Origin of the sequence: Rhizobium mongolense subsp. loessense, assembly GCF_900099775.1 — a bacterium.
Taxonomy (GTDB): Bacteria; Pseudomonadota; Alphaproteobacteria; order Rhizobiales; family Rhizobiaceae; genus Rhizobium; species Rhizobium loessense.
On sequence record NZ_FMTM01000002.1, the window covers coordinates 611,028 to 633,619 of the forward strand.

Genomic DNA, 22,592 nt, shown 5'->3' on the forward strand with positions numbered 1-22,592 from the left:
ACGACACGAGCTGCGCTCTGTGCAAGTGTGCAGCTCGTTATATTTCAGCCCGCTCGTAAGGCGCCCCAATTCATCGAGCGTTTTCTCCTGCCGGTCACCACATAGAGCTTGGCGTCTAGGCCTGCCTTGGAACGGGCTCAGACTTTCGGCATCAGGCCCCCCTTTTTTGCCTGCGTGCGCCACTGGCATGCTGATGAGCGCGAACGACCGTGGCATGCAGAAATTGCCATCGTGGATAAGACTGTCGAAGAGATCCTGCAGTACTCCCTGCTCCACCCAGACAATAGTGGCGCCGCTTGACAGTGCGGTAATCGCCAAATCGCTTCAGCAGGTCGCGCCAGCGCCCGCCGCAACGGGCCATCCAGAAGATCGCATCAATTCCAGAAGATCGCATCAATAAGGCGTCCGTTATCGGCTCGAGGGCCGCGCTTGCCGCGGCAGCCACCGGGCATCAAGAGCGCAAGAAAGTTCCATTGGGCTTCATCAACGGGATCGCACTCTTCATACATGGCTGATCTCTCCTCGAAATCTATCTTGAATCCGATTTGCCCCATTCAGGGTCAATCGTCCCATCTTCAGCTCGCGGCTTTACGAATAACGAAACGCTGTTGGACGACTTTCAATAACTCCAATGCCTAGTTGCCATCGCAAAGCGATATGGCGCATGCCACGACAACTTCCTCGCATCCACCCAGCTTGCCTCAATTCGTATCTGGCTTCGATCTTATGGGACGGTGACCTAGACCGGCCGGGATTCGGCAGGATACTGCTTCCTGATCGGTGCCGGCAGGAAAGCGAGGCTTTCGGCCGGCATGGCCAGCGAAAGCCCGCTTGCTCTGCATTGGTCATGAAGCAGGTCGACGATCTCGTTCTTGGCGGGCGTTCGAATGGCGACGCTGTCGACGCGGAACTGCAGCTCGACTTCGATTGCGATCGCGTCGACGGCCGTCAGGGCAACGACCGGCGGCGGGTTCTTGACGATCCGGACGCTGGCCCGCAGCACAGATCGCATGACTTCCTCGACAATACGTGGTCTTTGCGTTGCAGCGATGCGCACACGCAACGCGATCAGGTGGGTTTCGTCAGGGCGGCTAAGATTTGTCACGCCCTGCTTTGCCAGGATGCTGTTCGGTAGCACGACGACATTGTTCGTAACGGTCAGCAGGTTGGTGGAGCGCCAGGTGGTTTCGATGACGCGACCCTCGGTTCCGTCGTTCAACTGGACCCAGTCGCCTATTGCATAGGCCCTGCCGAGTGTCAGCGCGATGCCGGAAAAGACATCGCCCAGCGTATTCTGTAACGCGAGGCCGAAGATGACGGCGATGACGCCCGATGTTGCAACCAAGGTGCCGACCGGCATGCCGAAGACGAAACCGATGACGGAAAGCGCCACGCCGAGATAGATGACGGCAATGGCCATATCCTGGATGAGATGTGCTTCCCGTGGCTTGCGGTTCAGTCTGACGTAGATCTGGATGAAGCCGATGATCGTCCAGGCGAGATGGGTCCACCACAGGATTTTGGCCGATTTGGAAAGCAGCGCGGCAAGACCTTGCGTGTAGATACCGTCGGGCCGATGCGGAGCGATACCTCCCAGATAGAGCACGAGGCTCATGTTGGTGAAGAACAGGATCTGGACGATCAAGCGGCCCGTCGGACGGTTGCCGCCCTGGATGTGCCACACGACGATGCCGGCAAGTCCCAGAAGGTTGATCAGAACAAGCGGCACGAAAGTGTCATTACCAAACATGGTAGCAATCACCGATTTTTGGTTGCGTCAAAGAGCGGCCGGGCACCAGCACTGCGGGCCCCCGGCCTGATCGGCTATTTCTTGATCGGGAATGTCAGTTCTTGCTCGGCGCTATCAACGACGAAGACTGCAAGCAGCCTTGCCGGTTTGGTCTTGCTAGCGTTTTCGCTGACACCGTGGCGATCGCCCGGCAATTCCGAAAAGCTGTCCCCGGCTTCATAGACCTTGACGGGCCCGTCGTTGACCTGGCTGCGGATCGCCCCTTCGAGGACGGTCGCGTAAATGAAGGCGGAGGCTGGGTGTGTGTGGCCCTCCGAGAAACCGCCTGGAGCATATTCGACGAGAACGCCCTTCATGCTCTTACCGGGAACGTTCGGCAGTTTGTGGTCATAGACCAGCGTAACCTTTGCGCCCTCCCCGCCACCGGGCGCATCGTGCGCAAGAGCCGAACCTGACAGGAGAGCCGTCAACGCGACGGCAAAATGCAATGACTTGATCATGTCTATCGTCCTTTCGTGACTGAGGCATCGGGGCGCCTATAAGATGGCCCGTATGCAAGTCGTTACTTTCTGGGCGTTGTCGCAAACCAATCGTCGAAACCGATGCGGCCGATGCGAGGATGATTGTCGGAAACGAGTGAGCCGTCTTCCAGTTTGGTGCCGAAATAGCGGGCATCCGGATCCGCGACAACGGTGCGAGAATCTCCGATCGCCTTGAGGTAGCGCGCGGCGAAATCGCAGAGACGTGCGCGCTCGGGGCCGCAGATTTCGACGATGCCGTTAGCCGGCGCAGCAAGGGCCGCGTCCGTTACGAAATCGGCGACGTCGTCGGACGCGATCGGCTGCAGGAAACCCGTCGACAAGCGGGCCGTGTCGCCGACCGTGCCCTCTTGGGCGATGCCGCCGAGAAATTCCATGAACTGTGTGGAACGCACGATCGTATAGGGAATGCCGGCTGCCCGGATGATCTTTTCCTGGGCGACCTTGGCTCGAAGATAGCCGCTATCCGGCAACCGATCCGTGCCGACGATCGAAAGCGCGACGTGGTGTTTCACACCGGCCTCGATTTCCGCTGCCATCAGGTTCTTGCCCGCCGTCTGAAAGAATTCGAGCACGGCCTTATCCTCGAAGGATGGCGAGTTCGCGAGGTCGATCACCACCTCGGTATTCTTCAGTGCTTCCGCCAAGCCCTCTCCGGTGAGGGTATTGACGCCGGTTTTCGGGGCAGCAGCAATGACCTCATGCCCCTTCTTGCGCAGGCGCTCTGCAGTCTTGGAACCGATCAGGCCGGTTCCGCCGATAATCACGATTTTCATAAGATGCTCCATTTGCTGCGCGCCCAAGCGGTGCGCGTGGTTCAATAGGTGGATAGGTGAAGGCCTTGTTGAAGCTCGGGCTTGAAGGCCGAGCTGGACACAGCCTTCAAGGATGACGCTCTGGTTCGGCCTCAAATCATGCGGTCAGTAGTCCCAGAAGACCGGCACCCAACGAAAGGCGTTGCCCTCGACCGCGACATGGCCAACCGAAGGAAACGGCATATGAGTTGCCACCAGCAGTTCTCCGGTCGCTGCCAGTTCCTGCAAAAGCCGGACGCGAACGCGGGCAGCCTCCTCGGGGTCATGTTCGAAACCGTTGTGCCAGTCTGGGTGGTCGAACCCTACCGCGAACACGGCGTCGCCGGCAAACATCAGCCGGTCGTTGCCTGAGGCCACGCGGACCACGCTGTGCCCGGGGGTGTGGCCGCCGGTCCGAGAGACGACCACGCCCGGCGCCACCTCATGCTCATCCTCGAACAACCGCAGCTGGCTCTGGTACTCTTTGCTGAACCGCTTGGCGGCCGCCCGAAGCGCGTCCGGGAAGCCCGCCGGCATCGAGACGTGGGAGAAATCGGGCGACTCCCAAAATTTGACCTCGGCAGCGGCCACATGGATCCGCAGGTCCGGATTGAGCCGTTCCTTCACCCCGTCGACGAGCAGCCCGCCAACGTGGTCCATGTGCATGTGGGTGAGCACCACGTCGGTCACAGATGCAAGATCAATGCCGGCGGACTCCAGTCGCTTCATCAACTGCCCGGCCCGCGGCAGGTTCAAGTCCGGGTCCAACCCTAGCCCAGCGTCGATGAGTATGGTCTGCTCGCCGCTACGCACCACGACCACGTTCAGCGCCCAGTCGAAGGCGTCCGGCGGCAGGAACATGTCGCCCAGCCAGGCGGCCCGGGCGGCCGGGTCGGCGTTGTGGCCCAACATCGCGGTCGGGAGCGGTAGCACCCCATCGCTGACCACCAGCACGTCAATCTCGCCGATCCGCACCGCGTAGCGCGACGGAACCAGCTCTTCGGGTCCCGGTCTGCCGGGATGTGCGGTGTTGTCCAGTTTCATGCTTGCCTCCTGAGTGTTGTTGACCATCTGGTTCATCTTTGAAAACTCCTTTGTTCTAGCTTGCTGCTAGATCCTGGGTGGCTTACGCTTCCTGGATGGGAAGCGCCGTCATGCTGGTGAAGTCTTTAGCGATCGGCGACACACTCATTGCTGGCGTGTCCTCTGATGATCTATCGAAAGTGATTTGCCGCTGCGCCAGAACGATTGCTGCCGCTGTAGAGCAATTGCTGTTGACTCATACGCAGGATCGAGGCGGCCAGTAGCCAGCCGACCCATGGCGCGCGCTGCAGCACGCCCAGCTCATTCCAGGCATCGAGGGCGACGATGACCTGCAGCACCGGCGGCAGATTCTCCGCCTGCCGCAGCGCGCCGTTCCTTGAGCGACTTTCCAGCCGAATACACAGGATGGGTCGTGTAAAAGTGTGAGTTGACCGCTTTCGGTGGCGAGGCGACACTTGCAGCCTGCAGCAAGGCAGGAGGAAAACGATGGATGAGCCAGACCGCTGGCGCCACATGACAACCGCGCCGAAAAACGGCAGCAGGATGCTCGTCACGACCCGTCCGTCCGAACGGGGGCCGGCAGAAGTTGACCTCGCGTATTGGTCGAATGGCGATCAGTGAGGCTGGCGCGCCTCTGATTCCTCGCCCGGCCGCATCATCGAATACGCCGAGCCGGAATTGAAGTGCTGGATGCCGATGCTCTCTGCCAATCTCAATCGCACCTCCATGTCCTCACCCTGGGAGGGCGACAACGCCCAGCAGCTCGACGGGTCAGGGATTTAAGGACTCGATACCGGGAGCGACACTATTGGCTAGGCCTCGAGCGCACTTGGCTCATTGGCACGCGCAATATAGAAGAGGAAGTCATCGATCGAGCGGCGGGTGGCATCGGAAACGACTCAGATAATCGTGATTCCTGCGCGCTTACCGTAGCCTCTCAACTCCAGAAGAAGATTGGGGTTTGTGGCAACATCGATACAATCCAAAACATCGAAGCTGCTCTCTCGGACACGATCTCCAAAAGATGAGGCAGCTCGCTGGATCGCACTAGCGGGACGTCCAAATAAGGCCTTTGAAATCGGCAAATGCCGTATGCAGGGCCTGCGCCCACAGCTCGGTTTTTAGATAGCTCGACTTCGGTGTTTCGATCAAATTCGTGCGGGCAATCTTCCAGGCTTTGAGTCCGGCGAAAGTGATGGGATGCGGCTAAAACCTTCATCCAAAACCCGGCATCCAGGATGCTGTAATATTGCCTTAAACGCTTCTGCAGAACGGAGTCCACTTATCACTGCGAAGGTCATTCCATCGCCGTCATAAACGCCGGAACTTGTTGTTCGAAGAATTTCGAGAACGAGGCAATGCGCGGTGGCAGCGCCTGGTATGGAGGGTAATATAGGGTCAGCCACAAGTCCGGCGGCGACCAGTTCCGCAGGACATGGACCAGCCTTCCCGTGCGCAGATGCTCGACCACGTGAAACCTCGGAAGCATGGCAACCCCGGCCCCTTCAGCTGCCATATCGGCCAGAACACCTCCATTGTTGGCGCTGAACGCGCGGCCCGCCGATATCGTCGTACTGCCGCCGCCGTCCGACAAGGACCAAGTCTCCCGTTTGCTTTCGCCACTGTAGGCAAGGCAATCGTCGAGTGTCAGCTCATTGGGATGTTCCATTTCTTCAAATCGACTTCCTGGCGCAGCAACGAGAATGCGGCGCACGACGCTGATCTTCCGCCAGATCGTGAACTTGTCCGACGGAGCAGCAGAGATGCGGATCGCGAGATCGTAGTTGTCATCGATGATGTTTACGAGACCGTCCGTGAGGGAGATTTCGAAAGTGATCTTCGGATAGCGCTCCCTGAAGCCCGACAAGATAGGTGGCAGGATTTGCTGCCCGAACCAGGTCGGCGCACTGATCCGAAGCCGACCGTGATCGGCCTTGTGGGTGTTCATCACATCTTTGCGGGCATTTTCGAGCGCCTGCACCGCCGGTTGTATCTGGGCAGCAAAAATCGCGCCGTCGGTCGTGAGCGAGACCTGCCGCGTCGTCCGGACAAAGAGCTGTACGCCGAGGTCTTCTTCCAGAGCGGCGATTGCACGCGTGACAGCTGCGGGTGTCATGTCCAGTTCGCGCGCGACCTGCGCAAAGTTCCGCTTTTCGGCAGCCAGCAGAAACGTTCGGAGGGCCTTGTAGTCGTTCATTCTATTATTTCACCCAGCGCAATTCATTCGTAAGTTTTATTGCAATTCTGAGTGCTGATCAACTGGGGTAGTTTTCTAATCACACCAGACAAACGAAGTCAGCCACCGAAGGGCAAACATCATGATCAAGGAAATCAACGGACTGCATCACATCACGTCGATGGCATCTGACGCCCGTCAGAACAACACGTTTTTCACGGACACGCTTGGGCTACGCCGCGTGAAGAAGACCGTGAACTTCGACGATCCGAACGTCTACCACCTCTACTACGGCGACGAGGCTGGTACCCCCGGCACTGTCATGACCTACTTCCCATTCCCCGACGTGATGCGCGGCAGACCAGGCGTTGGCGAAGTGGGCGAGACGCAGTTCGCAGTCCCGAAAGGCTCCCTCTCCTTCTGGCAGGATCGTCTGACCGCTAAGGGAGCCGGTCTTCTCGAAGCCGACACCACCTTCGGTGCCAACCGCCTGCGGTTCAACGGTCCGGACGGTGAAGGTCTTGCCCTGATCGAAACGGCAGACGACGCCCGCACTGCGTGGAACGGATCCGGCATCGCCGACAGCGTCGCCATCCGTGGCTTCTCCGGCGCGCGTTTCCGCCTGCACGACACAGCCGCCACCGCTGAACTGCTCGGGTTCATGGGCTACCAGCGCGCCGAGAGGGAAGGTGATGTCACCCGCTTTATTATCCCAGGAGGAAACGGCGCCGACACGATCGATCTCGAGGCGCTTTCCCACACTCCTTTTGCACGACAGGGAGCAGGCTCGGTCCACCACATCGCCTTTGCCGTCGAGAACCGCGCCAAGCAGCTCGAAGTCAGAAAGGCGCTGATGGACACCGGCTACCAGGTCACTCCTGTGATTGACCGCGACTACTTCTGGGCGATCTACTTCCGTACCCCGGGAGGCGTGCTGTTCGAAATCGCCACCAACGAACCCGGTTTCGATCGCGACGAAGACACCGCGCACCTTGGCGAGGTTCTGAAATTGCCGGCCCGCTACGAGCCTTACCGTGCCCAGATCGAGGCTGGGCTTACGCCACTTGCAGCCTAATATTCCAACCAGGTCGCTTTCCGACAATCCAGCGTCCCAACGTTCAAGACGCGGAGCGATCCATGCCCCATTGCCTATCTTCAATCCAACGAAAAGGAAACACGAGATGTCTAACAAGCTTCAGGTCCTGACCCCCCAAAACAGCCAGATCATCTTCATCGACCAGCAGCCGCAGATGGCCTTCGGTGTCCAGTCGATCGACCGCCAGACCCTGAAAAACAACGTTGTGGGTCTTGCCAAAGCGGCAAAAATTTTCAACATCCCGACCACGATCACGACCGTCGAGACGGACTCTTTTTCTGGCAACACCTTCCCTGAACTGCTCGCCGTCGTCCCCGACAACGACATTCTCGAGCGCACCTCGATGAACTCCTGGGATGATCAGAACGTCCGCGATGCACTTGCCAAGAACGCCGCAAACGGCCGCAAGAAGATCGTCGTCGCTGGCCTGTGGACCGAGGTCTGCAACACCACCTTCGCACTCTCCTGCATGAACGACACCGACTATGAGATATACATGGTCGCAGACGCTTCCGGCGGCACCTCGATCGATGCACACAAATACGCCATGGACCGCATGGTTCAGGCAGGCGTCGTTCCGGTCACCTGGCAGCAGGTTCTGCTCGAATGGCAGCGCGACTGGGCACGCAAAGAAACCTACGACGCGGTCACCGCACTGGTGAAGGAGCATTCCGGTGCCTACGGCATGGGCATCGACTACGCCGTCACGCACGTTCACGGCGGCTCCGAGCGGGTCAGCCATGGCAAGCGGATCGGGCCGAACCCCGCGAAGTAAAGCCTGCATCGCTCCGGCAGGACGCCACCTGCCGGAGCGAATTGCTTCCCCCAAGCGAAGGTCTCCTCCATGAAAATCTATCTCCTGTCACTCGGTGCCGGCCTGCTGGTGGGCGTGATCTACAGCCTGCTCAATGTCCGCTCGCCTGCCCCGCCGGTCGTCGCCCTCATCGGGCTGCTCGGGATCCTTGTCGGCGAGCAGCTCCTGCCGCTGGCAAAAAGCATCTGGGCTCGCGAGCCTGCTGCCCTTTCATGGTATCATCAGGTAAAACCGCACATGTTCGGTCACCTCCCAAAAGGCGGGCTGAACGTCGTGGAAGTGACGCCTTCCCGGGAAGATCCGACATCGGAGAAAAGCTGATGACGACACGCCGCACATTCCTGGGCGCAGCTTCGAGCCTCGCCTTTTCACATCTGTTTTCACCGGCCAATGCCGCCGATCCCATCAAGACCGGAGCCGCTTCCATGCACGCAGACATCGTTCTTCACAACGGATTGATCACCACGCTTGATCGCGCAAATCCGAACGCCACTGCGATCGCCGTCAAGGACGGTCTCTTCATGGACGTGGGCACCGACAGCGAAGTCATGACACTCGCTGGACCTGACACGAAGATCGTCGATCTCAAGGGCAAGCGCGTCCTGCCTGGTTTGATCGACAACCACACCCACGTCGTGCGCGGCGGCCTTAACTTCAACATGGAGCTCCGCTGGGACGGCGTCCGCTCGCTCGCCGACGCGATGGACATGCTGAGGCGACAAGTGGCCATCACGCCCGCCCCGCAATGGGTGCGCGTCGTCGGCGGATTCACCGAACACCAGTTCGCCGAGAAGCGCCTGCCAACGATCGACGAGATCAATGCGATCGCACCCGATACGCCCGTCTTCCTGTTGCACCTGTACGACCGCGCATTGCTGAACGGCGCTGCTCTTCGCGCTGTCGGCTATACGAAGGACACCCCGAACCCTCACGGCGGCGAGATCACCCGCGATGCCAACGGCAATCCGACGGGGTTGCTGCTCGCCAAGCCGAATGCGGGCATTCTTTATTCGACTCTCTCCAAGGGGCCGAAGCTTCCTTTCGATTATCAGGTCAATTCCACCCGCCACTTTATGCGGGAGCTCAACCGGCTGGGCGTCACCGGGGTTATCGACGCGGGCGGCGGCTTCCAGAACTATCCGGACGACTACGCCGTCATCCAGAAACTCTCGGACGAAAATCAGCTCACGGTACGCCTGGCCTACAACCTGTTCACGCAGAAGCCGAAGGAAGAGAAGCAGGACTTCCTCAACTGGACACAGTCGGTCAAATACAAGCAGGGCAACGACTACTTCCGCCACAATGGCGCGGGCGAAATGCTCGTGTTTTCCGCCGCGGACTTCGAAGACTTCCGTCAACCGCGGCCCGAGATGGCTCCGGAGATGGAAGGCGAGCTTGAAGAGGTGGTTCGAGTGCTTGCCGAAAACCGCTGGCCCTGGCGCATGCATGCCACCTACGACGAAACCATCAGCCGATCCCTCGACGTCTTCGAGAAGGTCAACAAGGATATCCCGCTCGAGGGTCTGAACTGGTTTTTCGACCACGCCGAAACAATTTCGGACCGTTCGATCGACCGGATCGCAGCGCTCGGCGGTGGCATCGCGACCCAGCATCGCATGGCTTATCAGGGCGAATATTTTGTCGAGCGTTATGGTCATGGCGTTGCCGAGGCGACGCCGCCGATCAAGCGCATGCTTGAGAAGGGCGTCAACGTCTCCGCTGGCACAGATGCGACCCGTGTTGCCTCCTACAATCCTTGGGTCTCGCTTTCCTGGATGGTGACTGGCAAGACCGTCGGCGGCATGCAGCTATATCCCCGCGCCAATTGCCTCGACCGTGAAACGGCACTGCGCATGTGGACCGAAAAGGTTACCTGGTTCTCCAATGAGGAAGGCAAGAAGGGCCGGATCGAGAAGGGCCAGTTCGCCGATCTCGTCGTGCCGGATAAGGACTTTTTCTCTTGCTCGGAAGACGAGATTTCATTCCTGACGTCGGACCTTACCATGGTCGGCGGCAAGATCGTCTACGGTGCCGGCGACTTCAAGCCGCTCGACGAAAACGATGTGCCCCGTGCCATGCCTGACTGGTCGCCGGTGCGCAACTTCGGCGGCTATGCCGCCTGGGGCGAGCCGGAAGGGGCCGGCAAACGTTCACTTCGCCGCACGGCGATATCGGCATGCGGCTGCGCCAGCGATTGCGGCGTGCATGGCCACGACCACGCCCACGCCTGGACCTCGAAACTGCCGATCGCTGACCTTAAGGGCTTCTTCGGTGCGCTTGGTTGCTCGTGCTGGGCGGTGTGAAGGCAGGCCGCATCGTGCCCAGCGAATGGAATGGGCAGCGGGCAACCGCTGCCCCCGTTTCGACCTGCGCCAAGGCATTTTATTGCGATAATCGCAATTAAATCGAAAGTATTGATGCAATTGTTGGCGGCAATCTTTCCGGCCAGTATCGCTCCATCAGCCGCAATCAACGCCGATCGGCTTAATCGGGCAAAAATTACAGGAGCAGACATGATTGACCATTCTCCATCCACAAATCGCAACAGCGGTGCTCTTGCGGGAATCGTTGCCGCGCCTGCGACGCGGGTCGTCGCGCTTCTCGCGCTCTGTGCGGCCTATATCCAGGGACCGCTCGACAAGATCTTCGATTTCGACGGCGCACTGGCCGAGATGGAGCATTTCGGCCTGCATCCGGCCGGGTTCTTCGCGGTGGCAGTCATCACCTTCGAACTTGCCGCCTCGGCCATGGTCGTGTCGGGCTTGCTGCGTTGGATCGGGGCGCTGGCTTTGGCAATCTTCACGGTGCTCGCAACCTTCATCGCTCTCCGGTTCTGGGAAATGCCTGATGGCATGGACCGTATGATGGCCACCAATGCCTTCTTCGAACATCTCGGCCTCGCCGGCGCCTTCATCATCGTCGCAGCAATGGATCTGACCAAGGAAGCACGCAAATGAGCGCCGCAAAATTCTCCGGGGGCAGCTTCGCTCCCCTTGCACAGCCGGTCTTTGCAGTCCTCTGGGCCGCCACCGTCCTCGGAAATACCGGAAGCTTCATGCGCGACGTCGCAAGTTCCTGGCTGATGACTGATCTGTCCGCCGCGCCGGCGGCGGTCGCGTTGGTTCAGGCTGCCGGAACCCTGCCGATCTTCCTCCTGGCCATACCGGCGGGCGTCCTCACCGACATTCTCGATCGTCGCAAGTTTTTGATCGCGGTTCAGGTGCTGCTCGCCTGCGTCAGTATCACACTGATGGTTCTTGCCCACACAGGAATGCTCTCTGTCAGCGCCCTGATCGGCCTGACCTTCCTCGGCGGCATCGGTGCGGCGCTGATGGGACCGACATGGCAGGCGATCGTGCCTGAACTGGTTCAGCGCCAGGACGTCAAAAGCGCGGTCGCGCTCAACTCCCTTGGCATCAACATTGCCCGGTCGATCGGACCGGCGGCCGGCGGCCTGCTGCTTGCCGCGTTCGGTGCGGCAGTTACCTACGCCGCCGATGTCGCGAGCTATCTCGTGGTCATTGCCGCCTTGATGTGGTGGCCACGGGCGAAGAACGCCAATGACGCGCTTGCCGAAGGTTTCTTCGGCGCCTTCCGCGCCGGTCTTCGCTACACCCGTGCCAGCCGTCCGTTGCATGTGGTGCTGCTGCGTGCCGCCATCTTCTTCGCTTTTGCAAGTGCGGTATGGGCTCTGCTGCCGCTTGTCGCCCGGCAAATGCTCGGTGGCGACGCAAGCTTCTACGGCATCCTGCTCGGCGCAGTCGGTGCCGGAGCGATCGGCGGCGCCCTGGTGATGCCGAGGCTTCGCGAGCGCTTCGACGCCAACGGTCTGCTTTTGGGGTCCGCCATCGTGACTGCACTGGTCATGGGCGCACTGTCGCTTGCTCCACCGCAATCCCTCGCGGTCGTCATCCTTCTTTTCCTTGGCGGCGCGTGGATCACGGCGCTGACGACCCTGAACGGCGCGGCGCAGTCCATCCTTCCAAACTGGGTCCGTGGGCGCGGTCTGGCGGTGTATCTGACCGTATTCAACGGCGCCATGACTGCCGGCAGCATCGGCTGGGGTGCGGTCGGCGAGGCCGTGGGCGTCCGTATGACGCTTCTGATCGGCGCTGTCGGATTGCTGGTTGCAGGGTTCATCTTGCACCGCCTGAAACTGCCGGCCGGCGATACGGACCTGGTGCCGTCCAACCACTGGCCGGAGCCGCTGGTTGCCGAACAGGTTGCCCATGATCGCGGGCCGGTCCTGATCCTCATCGAATACAATGTCGAAAAACATCATCGCATCGCCTTCCTGCATGCGCTCGATGAGATGTCCCACGAAAGGCGGCGTGACGGAGCCTACGGGTGGGGCGTCACGGAAGACTCTGCCGATCCGCAGAAGATCGTGGAATGGTTCATGGTGGAGTCCTGGGCGGAACATCTTCGCCAGCACAAGCGGGTGTCGAAGGCCGACGCCGATCTTCAAGGCCAGATCCTTGCCTATCACTCAGGACCGGACAAGCCCGTCGTCCGGCATTTCCTGACAATCAACCGGCCCGGCACCGCATAAAGCAACCGCGAGAGGGCGGCCGCCGCTGCCTTCATTGTTGCAGAAATCGCAATTAAATCGAAACTATTGATGCAATTGCCGTGCATTGCCTTTGGCGGCAATGTATCTCCATCAGACGAACAGAGCGTCGCCTGAGGGCAAAACGACAGGATAGCAGGACGCTGAAATGAGCAGCAATTTCCATTCCACGCGCCGCGGCGCATTGCTTTCCGGCGCTGCCGCTGCGTTCGCACTTCCCACATCGTTTGGCTTTGCGGCCAACGCTGCCTCCACCACCACCCCAATCGAAGGAGATAATACGATGGGCTACATCACTACCAAGGACGGCGTGGAAATCTTTTACAAGGATTGGGGGTCGAAGGATGCCCAGCCGATTGTCTTTCACCACGGCTGGCCGCTCTCGTCGGATGACTGGGACGCACAGATGCTGTTCTTTCTCTCCAAGGGCTATCGTGTCGTCGCCCATGACCGCCGTGGTCACGGCCGCTCCGCGCAGGTCTCTGATGGTCACGACATGGACCACTACGCCGCCGATGCCTTTGCCGTCGTCGAAGCGCTGGACCTGCAAAATGCCGTCCATATCGGCCACTCGACGGGCGGTGGCGAGGTTGCACGTTATGTAGCCAAGCACGGCGAACCGACAGGCCGTGTCGCCAAGGCGGTCCTGGTTTCCGCAGTACCGCCTTTGATGCTGAAGACTGCTGCCAATCCGGAAGGCTTGCCGATCGAAGTCTTCGACGGCTTCCGTTCCGCGCTGGCAGCCAACCGCGCGCAGTTCTTCCGCGACGTCCCCGCTGGCCCGTTCTACGGCTTCAACCGCGAAGGCGCGACCGTAAACGAAGGCGTGATTCAAAATTGGTGGCGGCAGGGCATGATGGGCGGCGCAAAGGCGCACTACGACGGCATCAAAGCCTTTTCGGAAACCGACCAGACCGGCGACCTGCAGGCGATCACTGTGCCAACGCTGGTTCTGCATGGTGAGGACGACCAGATCGTGCCGATCGCAGATACTGCATACAAGGCCATCAAGCTCCTGAAGACCGGCACGCTGAAGACCTATCCCGGCTTCTCGCACGGGATGTTGACCGTCAATGCCGATATCCTGAACGCCGACCTCCTCGCCTTCGTCAAAGGCTAAACCTGTCAATCCGGGTGCGGCGTGTTGCCAGCCGCATCCGGACGACGTTGAAGCTACCATCCAATGGATTCCGGGAAAAAGCAGCCAAAGCTGAGATCGACGGCAAATGGCCGTGTGAGAGATGGCATCGCCACTGCTTAACCATGGAGCGTGTTAGTGTCGGTTGCGTGAGCGCCACTCGAACGGAGTGACCCCTACGGCCCTCGTAAAGTCTTCCACGAAAGTCTTCTCGTCCAAAAAACCGCACGTTTCGGCCACTCGGGCGATGGCTTCACCGGTCCTGCTCAGTTGTGATTTGGCCCTGCTGATGCGACATGCCGAAATCCATTCGAGGACAGATTGCCCAGTCGTCTTCACAAAGCCGAAATTGAGTTCATCCACCGCAAAACCGGTCGCTTCGGCAATATCATCGATCGATTTGTCGCCCGATAAGTTTGCAGCTATGTACATCTTGATGCGCTTTTCCTGCGTGGGAGATAGCCGGCCGGTAGTCGAAAGACGCTGGGCAGGCGACCGTCCGTAACGATGCGCGAGATGAGCGTTGAACGCCAGCCCGACATGCGGAAGCAGCGTGTCCCTCACCTCGTCCGGCATGTCGAACATCGGCATCAGAGCTGACCCAAGATTGCGGATGACCTGATCGTCAATCCCGCGACAGGTCGTCAGGTCATCAACATAGGGTTCTGCTGCTTCCTCCGCGAGCTCGACAAGATGCGCGCGCGGGATATGGAAGACGAGCGCTTCGAAATAACCGCGAACCGAAATTGCGGCACCATCTTTCATACTGATCAGGCAGATCGAGCCCTTCGGATACCTCTTCAAAGGTGCCGGAGGTCGGTCCGGCCAGATGTCGGAATGGTAGACATCGACGAGATAGAGCATGACCAGAAAGGCATCGTCCGGCGGAAGCAAGACCGGATGGTCTCCATTTTCATAAAAATGGCCAAGATGGACGACAGAGAGCGTCGCCTCGCGAAGAGGTCTGATCACCAGCGCCCTTGCTGCCTCGATACCAAAACATGCCGCAATTCTCTCGCTGGCCGTCAACGCTTCACTCACATTTGTCTCGATCGTCTTCGGTAGGGACTGTTCAGTTGTTCCGCAGAGATCCCGCGTTTTCTGGGTTTCTATACGTCTTTCGAACGTCTATCTTGTAGAAAAGCATCCTCGTCGAGGAGATTCGGCCGATTACCAGAACGCTGAGCGGGAGCTACCACGGTGGCCATATCCGGCATCCAGCGCCTTCGAGATGAAAGCAGTACGTCTTGGTCCTTGTTTCCACCAGTCAAAATCGATCTTCCGCTGGACACGTGACCGACGGGTTCGGGTGCCCTTTGAAGCAGTTGTCGATCAACCAGACCCTGATAGGCTCGGATATCGCGATCTTCCGCAAGGGAACGAGCGACATGCAGCTCGATCAGGTCGAGGCATCGCCAAGCGATCGAGGTTTTGTGGTCGGCGTATCTTCGCTCGGTGGCCACACGCGGCGCATCTTCCACGAACATCGTGCGACGATCCACGACTTCGCTGAGAACTCGATCTATATTCGCGATCTGTCGGAAAGCTACAAAGCAGATTTCAGCAATCCTTTCGATTTCGTGCTGTTCGAAATTTCGCCTGCGTCTCTCACCAGGATCGCCGATGAGGCGGAGCTGTCCGGCGTGACGTCGTTGTCAGCCGAAACCGCATCAAAGGATATTGTGCTTGCCAACCTCGCTCGCGCGCTGATCCCCGCACTCGAAAGACCGGAGGAAGCAAGCGCGCTGTTCGTCGATCAGATGGCGACAGCGATCTGCACCTACGTGGTCCAACGCTACGGCGGCCGGCCGGCTGTGACCGACAGCAGAACACGACTCCTTTCACGCTCGCATGAGGAACTGGCGAAAAGCATCCTTCTCGAGAACCTCGAAGGTGACATCTCGATCCTGGAAGTTGCGCAGGCTTGCGATCTGTCTCGCGGGTATTTCATTCGCGCATTTCGGGAAACAACCGGGATGACACCATATCAGTGGCTTCTTAGCGAACGGATAAATCGCGCCCGAGAATTGCTTCGAGCCTCGAACGCACCGCTTGCCGAGGTCGCTATCGCCTGCGGCTTTGCGGATCAAAGCCATTTCACCCGCGTTTTCTCAAATATCGTCGGCGTGACACCTGGCAACTGGCGCCGAAACTCCTAGTGCAATATGTCTGTTCAAATGCGATGCAGTTGCCCTGTCGGTTGAACGCGCCTGACAGAATTCGCTTACTCCTTATAAGACAAATTGAGCACTTCGCCTGCCACCCACACTTCGGACCGTCATTGTTTCGCTTCTGATGTCCTAACGCCTTGGAGGGAAACGAACGAGCGACACGCTCATCGACCTGCCCGGCGTAACATACTTATGGAACTTTCCGTCAGCCGTACAGCGGTCACTGGCACGGATAGCAACCACTCTCATCGTGTCGATACCATTGATCATCCCTCGGTGTTCAGGATGCTGTAAGCGACTGAAGGGACCGTTCGCGGCGGTAGATTGCCATTGTCGATGACGCATTGCACGCTGTCCGATTGGAAACCGGCCTGCCCGGATATCGGTATGGGGCGGCAACAATGATCATTCTATGGCCCCAGAATTCTTTTCATGGTGGCTCGCTGCATCGAACGTGGCGTCAAGCGATTTGAAAAGGCAACGACGTTATTCATGAACCCGGCGATCACGGACGCTTTCCCCTGAGAGAGCGCTCGCAGGCCGCTTTCGGCGACTGGACGGGGCTTCATTGTCAAAAGGCGGAGCATGGGTGAGACAGGAGCGCCGGCAGCTGTATCGAACCCCGTTTCGGTGTGCCCTGGGCAAAGGCTGGTGACGACCACGCCTTGCCGACGGAGCTCTTCATACAGGGCTTCTCCAAACGCCAGTACATAAGACTTCGTCGCCGCGTAAGCAGCAAAGGTGGGAACGGGCTGGAACGCCAAGAGACTCGCAATAAGAAGGATCTGGCCGGATCCTCGGGTTGCCATGTCACGCCCGAAAGCATAGCTCAGCTCGGTGAGCGCGGTGATGTTGAGCTGAATCATATCGGTGGTGCGCTCGATCGGCGTTTGCAGAAAATCGCCATGCAGTCCGTATCCGGCATTGTTCACCAGGATGTCGATCTGTATCGACCTCTCGTCCAAGCTGCTTTTTAAACGGGCAGCAGCACCAGGCGCGGCAAGATCGATTGGCTCCACAACGATATCGACGCCATGTTTGCGGCGAAGTGCGGCGGCGAGCTTTTCCATTGGCTCCCGTCGCCGGGCCGCGAGTACGAGATTGACCTTCTGCGCCGCGAGCAGTTCAGCAAATTCGAGGCCAAGGCCACTTGACGCACCAGTGATCAGGGCACGTTTTCCGGGGGCGCCATCAAATTTTTCCACAACGGAGATTTGCGTACCCGTATCAGCAGTGTGTTGCATTTGTTTTCCTGTCAATTAACTGGACCTTACCCCGATGTTTGATCGCCTTGGGGGTTGATGGCGAGTGGAGATATTCGAGCGGTTTCACCGCAGCACGACATTCAAAATGCGCTCGGCCAACTTTCCGAATGGCGGGCGCAGACGGCCGCCTCGATGGCCTCGCGCCGGCTGATCAGCGCCTTTCTCAGTTCAGCGAGATCGGCGCGACGACGGGCAAGTGACGGAGAACCGTCGCGCAGGAATGCGGCGCGCTGTGCCTCGAGAAGCGTCGTGAGCCGCGCGGCATCGGCAATTTTTGGGATGGCATTCATGATCGACTCTATGTCTAGGGTGGTCCTCTTCACGCACCGATTGCTTTCAGAATAAAGTGGATCTGATCACGCAGACCTTCTTCGGTATCTTCGCCGTCTCGGACCCCCTCCGCTATAAGAACAGGGTGGTAGAATGGCATGAGGGCGTTCATCAGAGATCGGGCGGCTTTCGCCGCATCAACACGAAACGCGCCTGTGTCGATCCCGTCATTTACGATCGTCTCGATGATCGCCACGAGATGCTTATTATGCGCACCGATGATCGCCCAGTTCTGTGCCGTTGCGGCGACAATCAGATCATGGACCGACTTCTCGTGGAGGAAGGTGTTTTTCCGTTCCTTGTGAAGCTGATCGAAAAGTTTTACGAGCTTCTCGTGAGGCGGCCCCTCCATCTGTGCAATCGAATCTGCGGACTGCATTGTTTGTCCGATGATGCGACCGCAAATCGCCGTGTTGATCGCCGCCCTTGAAGGAAAAAAGCGATATATATAGGCGCTGCTCATCCCGAGGTGGGATGCTATGTCGGCTACCGATGTCTTTTGGTAACCGATGCGGCGAAAGTGTTCTTCCGCCACATCGAGGATGCGCTCCCGCCAGAGATCGTTGTGAGTTTCTGTACGGGTGCGGGGGGCTCGTCGTCTTGGGCACAAGATTCCCTACTCCGCAGCCACTGCTATCGGCGGTTCGAGACGCTCAATCGCTTTCTCGTGGCTCTCTTCTTTCGTTGGCTTGATACGGAACCACACCGCGTAAAGGGCTGGAAGGAAGAGCAGTACCATCACGGTGCCTGCAGCCGTTCCGCCAATCAGTGTGTAGGCCATCGACCCCCAGAACACTGAATGGGTCAAAGGTATGAAGGCAAGGATCGCTGCAAGCGCGGTCAGGATAACAGGGCGTGTCCGCTGCACGGTCGCTTCAATGACAGCGTGGTAGTCGTCTAGACCCGCGGCCTGGTTTTCCTTGATTTGCTCTGTCAGGATCAGCGTGTTACGCATGAGGATGCCTGCCAGTCCGATCAACCCGAGAATGGCGTTGAATCCAAAAGGTTGATTGAACAGAAGCAACGTCGGGACCACGCCTGCAAGTCCAAGGGGCGCGGTCAACATGACCATCGTCATCGTCGACAGGCTGCGCACCTGGAGGATGATGACGATCAACATGGCCGCGACCATAAGCGGGAAGACCTGGACCAGTGCGACATTGGCCTTGAGCGATTCTTCGATGTTGCCGCCCATCTCAATGCGATATCCAACAGGAAGCGATGCGATGAGCGGTTGAAGCGCCTTCATGACCTGTTGCGAAACCTCCGGGGGTTGCGTCGCCTCGTTGATATCGGAGCGTATCGTGATCACCGGTGTGCGGTCGCGACGTTTCAGGATCGGTTCCTCGAACCGGATCTCGGAATGGCCGATCTGGTCAAGTGGAACCTGCCGGCCATCCCTGCTCATCAGCGAGAAATCACCAAGCTTTGAAGGATCAAGCCGGTTGTCACCTGCGCTTCGTGCGACAACAGGCACGTTACGGATGTTGTCGCGCACCTGCGTAACGGGAATTCCGCTCAGCAGCAACTGCATTTGCTGGGCCGCCTCCGAAGGTGAAAGACCGATCAGATTGAGCCGATCCTGATCGGGGATAAACCGCAGCACAGGCGTTCGGTTGCCCCAATCCCGGTTGGCCTGCCGGACATCAGGCACACCTTTCATAATTGCCAGGGCCTGCTCAGAAATCTTGTAGAGTTCATCCGGATCCGGTCCCGTGATCCGAAACTCGACCGGGAACGGCGTGTAGGGCCCGAATACAAGCTGCGTTACGCGCACAGACGCCTCAGGAACAAGCCCTTCCGAAACGGCGTCTCGGAGGCGGTGCTTCAAAGCCTCGCGTGCGTGAGCATCCGGAGTGAGCACAACGACCTTGGCGAAGGCGGGGTCGGGCAATTCGGGCGCCATGGCAAAGAAGAAGCGGGGCGCGCCCTGCCCTATATAGCTGGTGACAATTTTTGCCTCGGGCTGGTTTTGCAGCCAGCTTTCAACTTTCTCGACCGCAGCTGTCGTCGTCTCGATGCTCGTACCCTCGGGCATGCGAACTTCGACCAATACCTCAGGGCGATCCGATGTCGGGAAGAACTGCTGTTTGACGCCTCCCATCCCAACGACCGAGACAGCCATCATGATGCCGACCACGGCGCAGGTCATGAATTTGTGACGAACCGCAAACTCGATGAGCGAGCGCAGGCGGCGGTAGTTCGGCGTATCATAGATGGCGTGGTGTCCACCTTCGACCGGTTTGATGTCAGGCAACATCTTCACGCCTAGGTAGGGCGTAAAAGTCACCGCGACGATCCAGGAAACGATCAGTGCAAAACCCACGACCCAGAAGATGTTGCCGGCATATTCACCTGCGGTCGACTTGGCGAAACCAACAGGCATCAGTCCGATGATTGTGACGAGTGTGCCGGACAGCATCGGCGCCGCCGTGTGGCTCCAGGCATAAGCGGCCGCCTTGATGCGGTCCATGCCCTCCTCCATCTTCACCACCATGACCTCAATGGCGATGATGGCATCATCCACGAGAAGGCCCAGCGCAAGGATCAAAGCTCCGAGCGTGATGCGATCGAAGAACCGGCCGGTTTCCAGCATGATGAGGAAGACGACAGCAAGCGTCAGCGGCACAGCGAGCGCGACAACGATGCCGACGCGCCAGCCGAGCGCGACCAGACTGACGAACAGCACGACGCCAAGCGCCATGGCGAACTTGAGCATGAATTCACTGACCGCCTCCTCGATGTTGACGGCCTGATCGCTGACTTTGGTGAGCGTCATGCCAAGCGGCAATGTCTGGGCAATCTCGGAGGACCGCGCCTCAAGCGCCTTTCCGAGATCAAGACCATTGTAGCCCTGCTGCATCACGGCACCCAGCATGACTGTCGGCTCACCTTCATGGCGGATGATGTAGGTCGCGGGATCCTGATAACCGCGCCGCACATCGGCTAGATCGGAGAGCTTCAGCGTCCGTCCGGCCGCTACGATCGGCGTATCGGCAATCGCCTCCACGCTATTGTAGGCTCCGTCGAAACGGATGAAGACCTGTGGCCCACGCGTGTCGATCGAGCCGGCGGGCGTGACTGTGTTCTGTCTTTGCAAAGCTGCAGCGATATCCTGGGCGGAAATTCCGAGTGTCGCGAGCTTGGCATAGGAAAATTCGACGAAGATCTGTTCGGGGCGCTCTCCGAGAATGTTGATTTTCTTGACGCCCGGAACGTGCAGGAGATCCTGACGGATGACCTCCGCCTGCCGAACGAGGTCGCGCATCGGCATCCCCTTCGCCTTCAGGGCATAAAGGCCGAAGCTCACGTCGGAATATTCATCATTGACAAAGGGACCAATGACTCCAGGCGGAAGATTTCGGGCTTCGTCGCCAAGCTTCTTGCGAGCCTGATAGAACTCTTCTGCGACCGCGCTTGCCGGAGTATTGTCCTTCAGTGTCACCGTGAGGTAGGCGTAGCCTGGCCGTGTCGTCGTTTCCACACGGTCATACCAGGTGAGTTCCTGAATGCGCTTCTCAAGGGGCTCGGCGACAAGGTCCTGCATTTCGCGCGCGGTGGCACCTGGCCAAACGCTGGTCACTGTCAGTGTCTTGATGGTGAACGAGGGGTCTTCGGCGCGCCCTAACTTGACGAAGGCGTAGGCTCCTGCGGCGGCCAACAGAACGATGAAGAATAACGTGATGGCGCGTTCGCGAACGGCAATGGCGGAAAGATTAAAACTCATTTTTTCACCTCTTGCTGAGAGGCAATCCTGACAGCCGCGCCATTTTCGAGAAGATGCGCGCCCAGCGCTACAACCTGCTCACCAATACCAATGCCGGTAACAAACGCCGTCTCCTCGCCGATCTGCTTGATTTCGACCCGGGTGAACTTCACGGTGGAGGTACCGCTGTCGACAACCCACACACCTGTCCGGCTACCGTCATCCAGGATAGAGCCTACGGGAACACCGACCTCCGACTGCCTGTCCGCGTCCAGAATCTTAATCGTCACCGTCGAACCGAGCGGGGCAGAGGCGGCAGCACCATCGAGAACGTAGCGTGCCTCGTAAGTACGGGTCTGGGGATCGGCAGCATCCGAAATCTGCCGCAGGCGGGCTTTCCCGCTGAGCCCGTCGCCTCCGTAGACACTGGCCTCCGCCTCGGACCCTACTCGGGGGCGTAAAGTCTCAGGGAGCCAAACAACGGCTTCCCGCGGTCCAGCCTGCGCGAGTTGAACCACCGTCTGGCCTGCAGCCACGACTTGCCCAGGATCTCCAAGCGTATTGACGACAGTTCCGTCAGAGTCTGCAAATAGGACCGTATAGGCTGCTGCATTTTCTGCGACTTCAGCGTCGGCTTCAGCTGCGGCAAGCTGTGCAGAGGCCGTGTCTAGAGCTGCCTTTGCCTGTTCGTAACGCTGCGGAGTGGCAGCCAATCCATTTTTCACCAGAGCCGCATAGCGTTTCTCGTCTGCCTGTGCCTGGATCAGGACAGCACGCGCTGCGGTAACCGTATTGCGCTTCGCTGTCAGCGCGAGCTGGAGATCGGTTTCGTCGATCCGCATCAGGGCCTGCCCCTGTCTCACCTGCTGACCCGCATCCACCATGCGCTGGACGATTTTGCCCGGAACCCGAAAGCCGAGGTCGCTCTGTACACGCGAAGCGACCGTGCCGGTAAACGAGCGTTCCGCCGTTTCAGTCTTCTTTGCTTCCGCTACCCGAACCAGTGGTGATGCAGTCCTTGGGTCTGCAGCCTCAGCCTGGCGTTCGGGCGTTTCGAAAACCACGAAAAAGGATGCGGCCCCCGCCGCTGCCACGAGACCCACGAAAGTCAGGATATGTTTGCGTTTCATTTTAAGTTCTCTTCTTGACCAGCGACGTGGATGAATTAGATTGCGATCTAACTCTATTTGCGCTATAGA

General features: G+C 58.9%; 19 protein-coding genes and 3 pseudogenes. 9 read left to right on the forward strand and 13 right to left on the reverse strand.

The genetic code is table 11. From position 1 onward, the window contains the following. Positions 1 to 739: 739 nt before the first annotated feature. From BLP23_RS10535 to BLP23_RS35230, 5 genes and pseudogenes are all read right to left on the reverse strand, one after another. Complete coding sequence (locus tag BLP23_RS10535; RefSeq protein ID WP_092584806.1) at positions 740 to 1,750, reverse strand: mechanosensitive ion channel family protein; 1,011 nt, start codon at positions 1,748 to 1,750, stop codon at positions 740 to 742. Between the two features lie 74 nt (positions 1,751 to 1,824). Beyond that, positions 1,825 to 2,250 (reverse strand): cupin domain-containing protein, encoded by a 426-nt coding sequence (locus BLP23_RS10540; protein WP_092584807.1) that lies wholly within the window; start codon positions 2,248 to 2,250, stop codon positions 1,825 to 1,827. 62 nt (positions 2,251 to 2,312) lie between these two features. Beyond that, positions 2,313 to 3,065, reverse strand: coding sequence for an SDR family oxidoreductase (locus tag BLP23_RS10545; RefSeq protein WP_092584808.1), 753 nt, complete (start codon positions 3,063 to 3,065; stop codon positions 2,313 to 2,315). 144 nt (positions 3,066 to 3,209) lie between these two features. Next, a complete protein-coding gene (locus BLP23_RS10550; protein WP_167363868.1) occupies positions 3,210 to 4,163 on the reverse strand; it encodes an MBL fold metallo-hydrolase in 954 nt (317 codons plus the stop codon). 197 nt (positions 4,164 to 4,360) lie between these two features. Continuing rightward, positions 4,361 to 4,498, reverse strand: a pseudogene (locus BLP23_RS35230) (DUF1612 domain-containing protein); the annotation flags it as partial. 115 nt (positions 4,499 to 4,613) lie between these two features. Here BLP23_RS35230 and BLP23_RS10560 point away from each other — a divergent pair. Continuing rightward, a pseudogene (locus BLP23_RS10560) lies at positions 4,614 to 4,910 on the forward strand (hypothetical protein). 514 nt (positions 4,911 to 5,424) lie between these two features. Here BLP23_RS10560 and BLP23_RS10570 read toward each other — a convergent pair. Further along, positions 5,425 to 6,324 carry a LysR family transcriptional regulator gene (locus BLP23_RS10570; RefSeq protein ID WP_092584809.1) on the reverse strand — a complete coding sequence of 300 codons (900 nt, stop codon included), beginning with the start codon at positions 6,322 to 6,324 and terminating at the stop codon, positions 5,425 to 5,427. A 121-nt stretch (positions 6,325 to 6,445) separates the two neighbouring features. On the opposite strand from BLP23_RS10570, the gene BLP23_RS10575 reads away from it, so the two are divergent. From BLP23_RS10575 to BLP23_RS10605, 7 genes are all read left to right on the forward strand, one after another. Continuing rightward, positions 6,446 to 7,378 carry a VOC family protein gene (locus BLP23_RS10575; RefSeq protein ID WP_092584810.1) on the forward strand — a complete coding sequence of 311 codons (933 nt, stop codon included), beginning with the start codon at positions 6,446 to 6,448 and terminating at the stop codon, positions 7,376 to 7,378. A gap of 106 nt (positions 7,379 to 7,484) precedes the next feature. After that, positions 7,485 to 8,174, forward strand: a complete 690-nt coding sequence (locus tag BLP23_RS10580) for a hydrolase (protein WP_092584811.1) — start codon at positions 7,485 to 7,487, stop codon at positions 8,172 to 8,174. 69 nt (positions 8,175 to 8,243) lie between these two features. After that, the gene (locus BLP23_RS10585) at positions 8,244 to 8,534 is read left to right on the forward strand and encodes a XapX domain-containing protein (protein WP_092584812.1); all 291 of its coding nucleotides are present in this window, start codon (positions 8,244 to 8,246) and stop codon (positions 8,532 to 8,534) included. Beyond that, complete coding sequence (locus BLP23_RS10590) at positions 8,534 to 10,516, forward strand: amidohydrolase (protein WP_092584813.1); 1,983 nt, start codon at positions 8,534 to 8,536, stop codon at positions 10,514 to 10,516. The genes BLP23_RS10585 and BLP23_RS10590 overlap by 1 nt, the downstream gene beginning before the upstream one ends. A 210-nt stretch (positions 10,517 to 10,726) precedes the next feature. Next, positions 10,727 to 11,170, forward strand: coding sequence for a DoxX family protein (locus BLP23_RS10595; RefSeq protein WP_092584814.1), 444 nt, complete (start codon positions 10,727 to 10,729; stop codon positions 11,168 to 11,170). Next, the gene (locus BLP23_RS10600; RefSeq protein ID WP_092584815.1) at positions 11,167 to 12,765 is read left to right on the forward strand and encodes an MFS transporter; all 1,599 of its coding nucleotides are present in this window, start codon (positions 11,167 to 11,169) and stop codon (positions 12,763 to 12,765) included. Before BLP23_RS10595 ends, BLP23_RS10600 begins: the two co-directional genes overlap by 4 nt. A gap of 301 nt (positions 12,766 to 13,066) precedes the next feature. Beyond that, complete coding sequence (locus BLP23_RS10605; RefSeq protein ID WP_324613732.1) at positions 13,067 to 13,903, forward strand: alpha/beta fold hydrolase; 837 nt, start codon at positions 13,067 to 13,069, stop codon at positions 13,901 to 13,903. A gap of 153 nt (positions 13,904 to 14,056) precedes the next feature. On the opposite strand, the gene BLP23_RS10610 is transcribed toward BLP23_RS10605, so the two are convergent. Beyond that, a complete protein-coding gene (locus tag BLP23_RS10610; protein WP_233426667.1) occupies positions 14,057 to 14,962 on the reverse strand; it encodes a helix-turn-helix transcriptional regulator in 906 nt (301 codons plus the stop codon). 284 nt (positions 14,963 to 15,246) lie between these two features. Between BLP23_RS10610 and BLP23_RS10615 the strand changes: the two genes are divergently transcribed. Then, positions 15,247 to 16,080 (forward strand): helix-turn-helix domain-containing protein, encoded by an 834-nt coding sequence (locus BLP23_RS10615; RefSeq protein ID WP_092584818.1) that lies wholly within the window; start codon positions 15,247 to 15,249, stop codon positions 16,078 to 16,080. 422 nt (positions 16,081 to 16,502) lie between these two features. Here BLP23_RS10615 and BLP23_RS10620 read toward each other — a convergent pair whose 3' ends face one another. From BLP23_RS10620 to BLP23_RS10640, 6 genes and pseudogenes are all read right to left on the reverse strand, one after another. Continuing rightward, a complete protein-coding gene (locus tag BLP23_RS10620) occupies positions 16,503 to 17,336 on the reverse strand; it encodes an SDR family NAD(P)-dependent oxidoreductase (RefSeq protein ID WP_092584819.1) in 834 nt (277 codons plus the stop codon). Positions 17,337 to 17,437: 101 nt separating this feature from the next. Further along, positions 17,438 to 17,647 carry a hypothetical protein gene (locus tag BLP23_RS10625; RefSeq protein ID WP_092584820.1) on the reverse strand — a complete coding sequence of 70 codons (210 nt, stop codon included), beginning with the start codon at positions 17,645 to 17,647 and terminating at the stop codon, positions 17,438 to 17,440. 29 nt (positions 17,648 to 17,676) lie between these two features. Next, positions 17,677 to 18,066 carry a TetR/AcrR family transcriptional regulator gene (locus BLP23_RS34425; RefSeq protein ID WP_233426679.1) on the reverse strand — a complete coding sequence of 130 codons (390 nt, stop codon included), beginning with the start codon at positions 18,064 to 18,066 and terminating at the stop codon, positions 17,677 to 17,679. Between the two features lie 48 nt (positions 18,067 to 18,114). Continuing rightward, positions 18,115 to 18,222: pseudogene (locus BLP23_RS34940) on the reverse strand (TetR/AcrR family transcriptional regulator); the annotation flags it as partial. A gap of 81 nt (positions 18,223 to 18,303) precedes the next feature. Beyond that, positions 18,304 to 21,414: an efflux RND transporter permease subunit gene (locus tag BLP23_RS10635; RefSeq protein ID WP_092584822.1), complete on the reverse strand. Its 3,111-nt coding sequence runs from the start codon at positions 21,412 to 21,414 to the stop codon at positions 18,304 to 18,306. Then, on the reverse strand, positions 21,411 to 22,523 hold the full coding sequence (locus tag BLP23_RS10640) for an efflux RND transporter periplasmic adaptor subunit (RefSeq protein WP_092584823.1): 1,113 nt from the start codon (positions 22,521 to 22,523) through the stop codon (positions 21,411 to 21,413). Before BLP23_RS10640 ends, BLP23_RS10635 begins: the two co-directional genes overlap by 4 nt. Positions 22,524 to 22,592 lie beyond the last annotated feature (69 nt).

Coding starts and splice junctions, on each gene's coding strand:
- BLP23_RS10620 (WP_092584819.1), bottom strand. CDS start 17,336: ATGCAACACACTGCTGATACGGGTACGCAAATCTCCGTTGTGGAAAAA.
- BLP23_RS10570 (WP_092584809.1), bottom strand. CDS start 6,324: ATGAACGACTACAAGGCCCTCCGAACGTTTCTGCTGGCTGCCGAAAAG.
- BLP23_RS10545 (WP_092584808.1), bottom strand. CDS start 3,065: ATGAAAATCGTGATTATCGGCGGAACCGGCCTGATCGGTTCCAAGACT.
- BLP23_RS10600 (WP_092584815.1), top strand. CDS start 11,167: ATGAGCGCCGCAAAATTCTCCGGGGGCAGCTTCGCTCCCCTTGCACAG.
- BLP23_RS10580 (WP_092584811.1), top strand. CDS start 7,485: ATGTCTAACAAGCTTCAGGTCCTGACCCCCCAAAACAGCCAGATCATC.
- BLP23_RS10605 (WP_324613732.1), top strand. CDS start 13,067: ATGGGCTACATCACTACCAAGGACGGCGTGGAAATCTTTTACAAGGAT.
- BLP23_RS10640 (WP_092584823.1), bottom strand. CDS start 22,523: ATGAAACGCAAACATATCCTGACTTTCGTGGGTCTCGTGGCAGCGGCG.
- BLP23_RS10595 (WP_092584814.1), top strand. CDS start 10,727: ATGATTGACCATTCTCCATCCACAAATCGCAACAGCGGTGCTCTTGCG.
- BLP23_RS10635 (WP_092584822.1), bottom strand. CDS start 21,414: ATGAGTTTTAATCTTTCCGCCATTGCCGTTCGCGAACGCGCCATCACG.
- BLP23_RS10550 (WP_167363868.1), bottom strand. CDS start 4,163: ATGAACCAGATGGTCAACAACACTCAGGAGGCAAGCATGAAACTGGAC.
- BLP23_RS10590 (WP_092584813.1), top strand. CDS start 8,534: ATGACGACACGCCGCACATTCCTGGGCGCAGCTTCGAGCCTCGCCTTT.
- BLP23_RS10575 (WP_092584810.1), top strand. CDS start 6,446: ATGATCAAGGAAATCAACGGACTGCATCACATCACGTCGATGGCATCT.
- BLP23_RS10625 (WP_092584820.1), bottom strand. CDS start 17,647: ATGAATGCCATCCCAAAAATTGCCGATGCCGCGCGGCTCACGACGCTT.
- BLP23_RS10585 (WP_092584812.1), top strand. CDS start 8,244: ATGAAAATCTATCTCCTGTCACTCGGTGCCGGCCTGCTGGTGGGCGTG.
- BLP23_RS34425 (WP_233426679.1), bottom strand. CDS start 18,066: ATGCAGTCCGCAGATTCGATTGCACAGATGGAGGGGCCGCCTCACGAG.
- BLP23_RS10535 (WP_092584806.1), bottom strand. CDS start 1,750: ATGTTTGGTAATGACACTTTCGTGCCGCTTGTTCTGATCAACCTTCTG.
- BLP23_RS10540 (WP_092584807.1), bottom strand. CDS start 2,250: ATGATCAAGTCATTGCATTTTGCCGTCGCGTTGACGGCTCTCCTGTCA.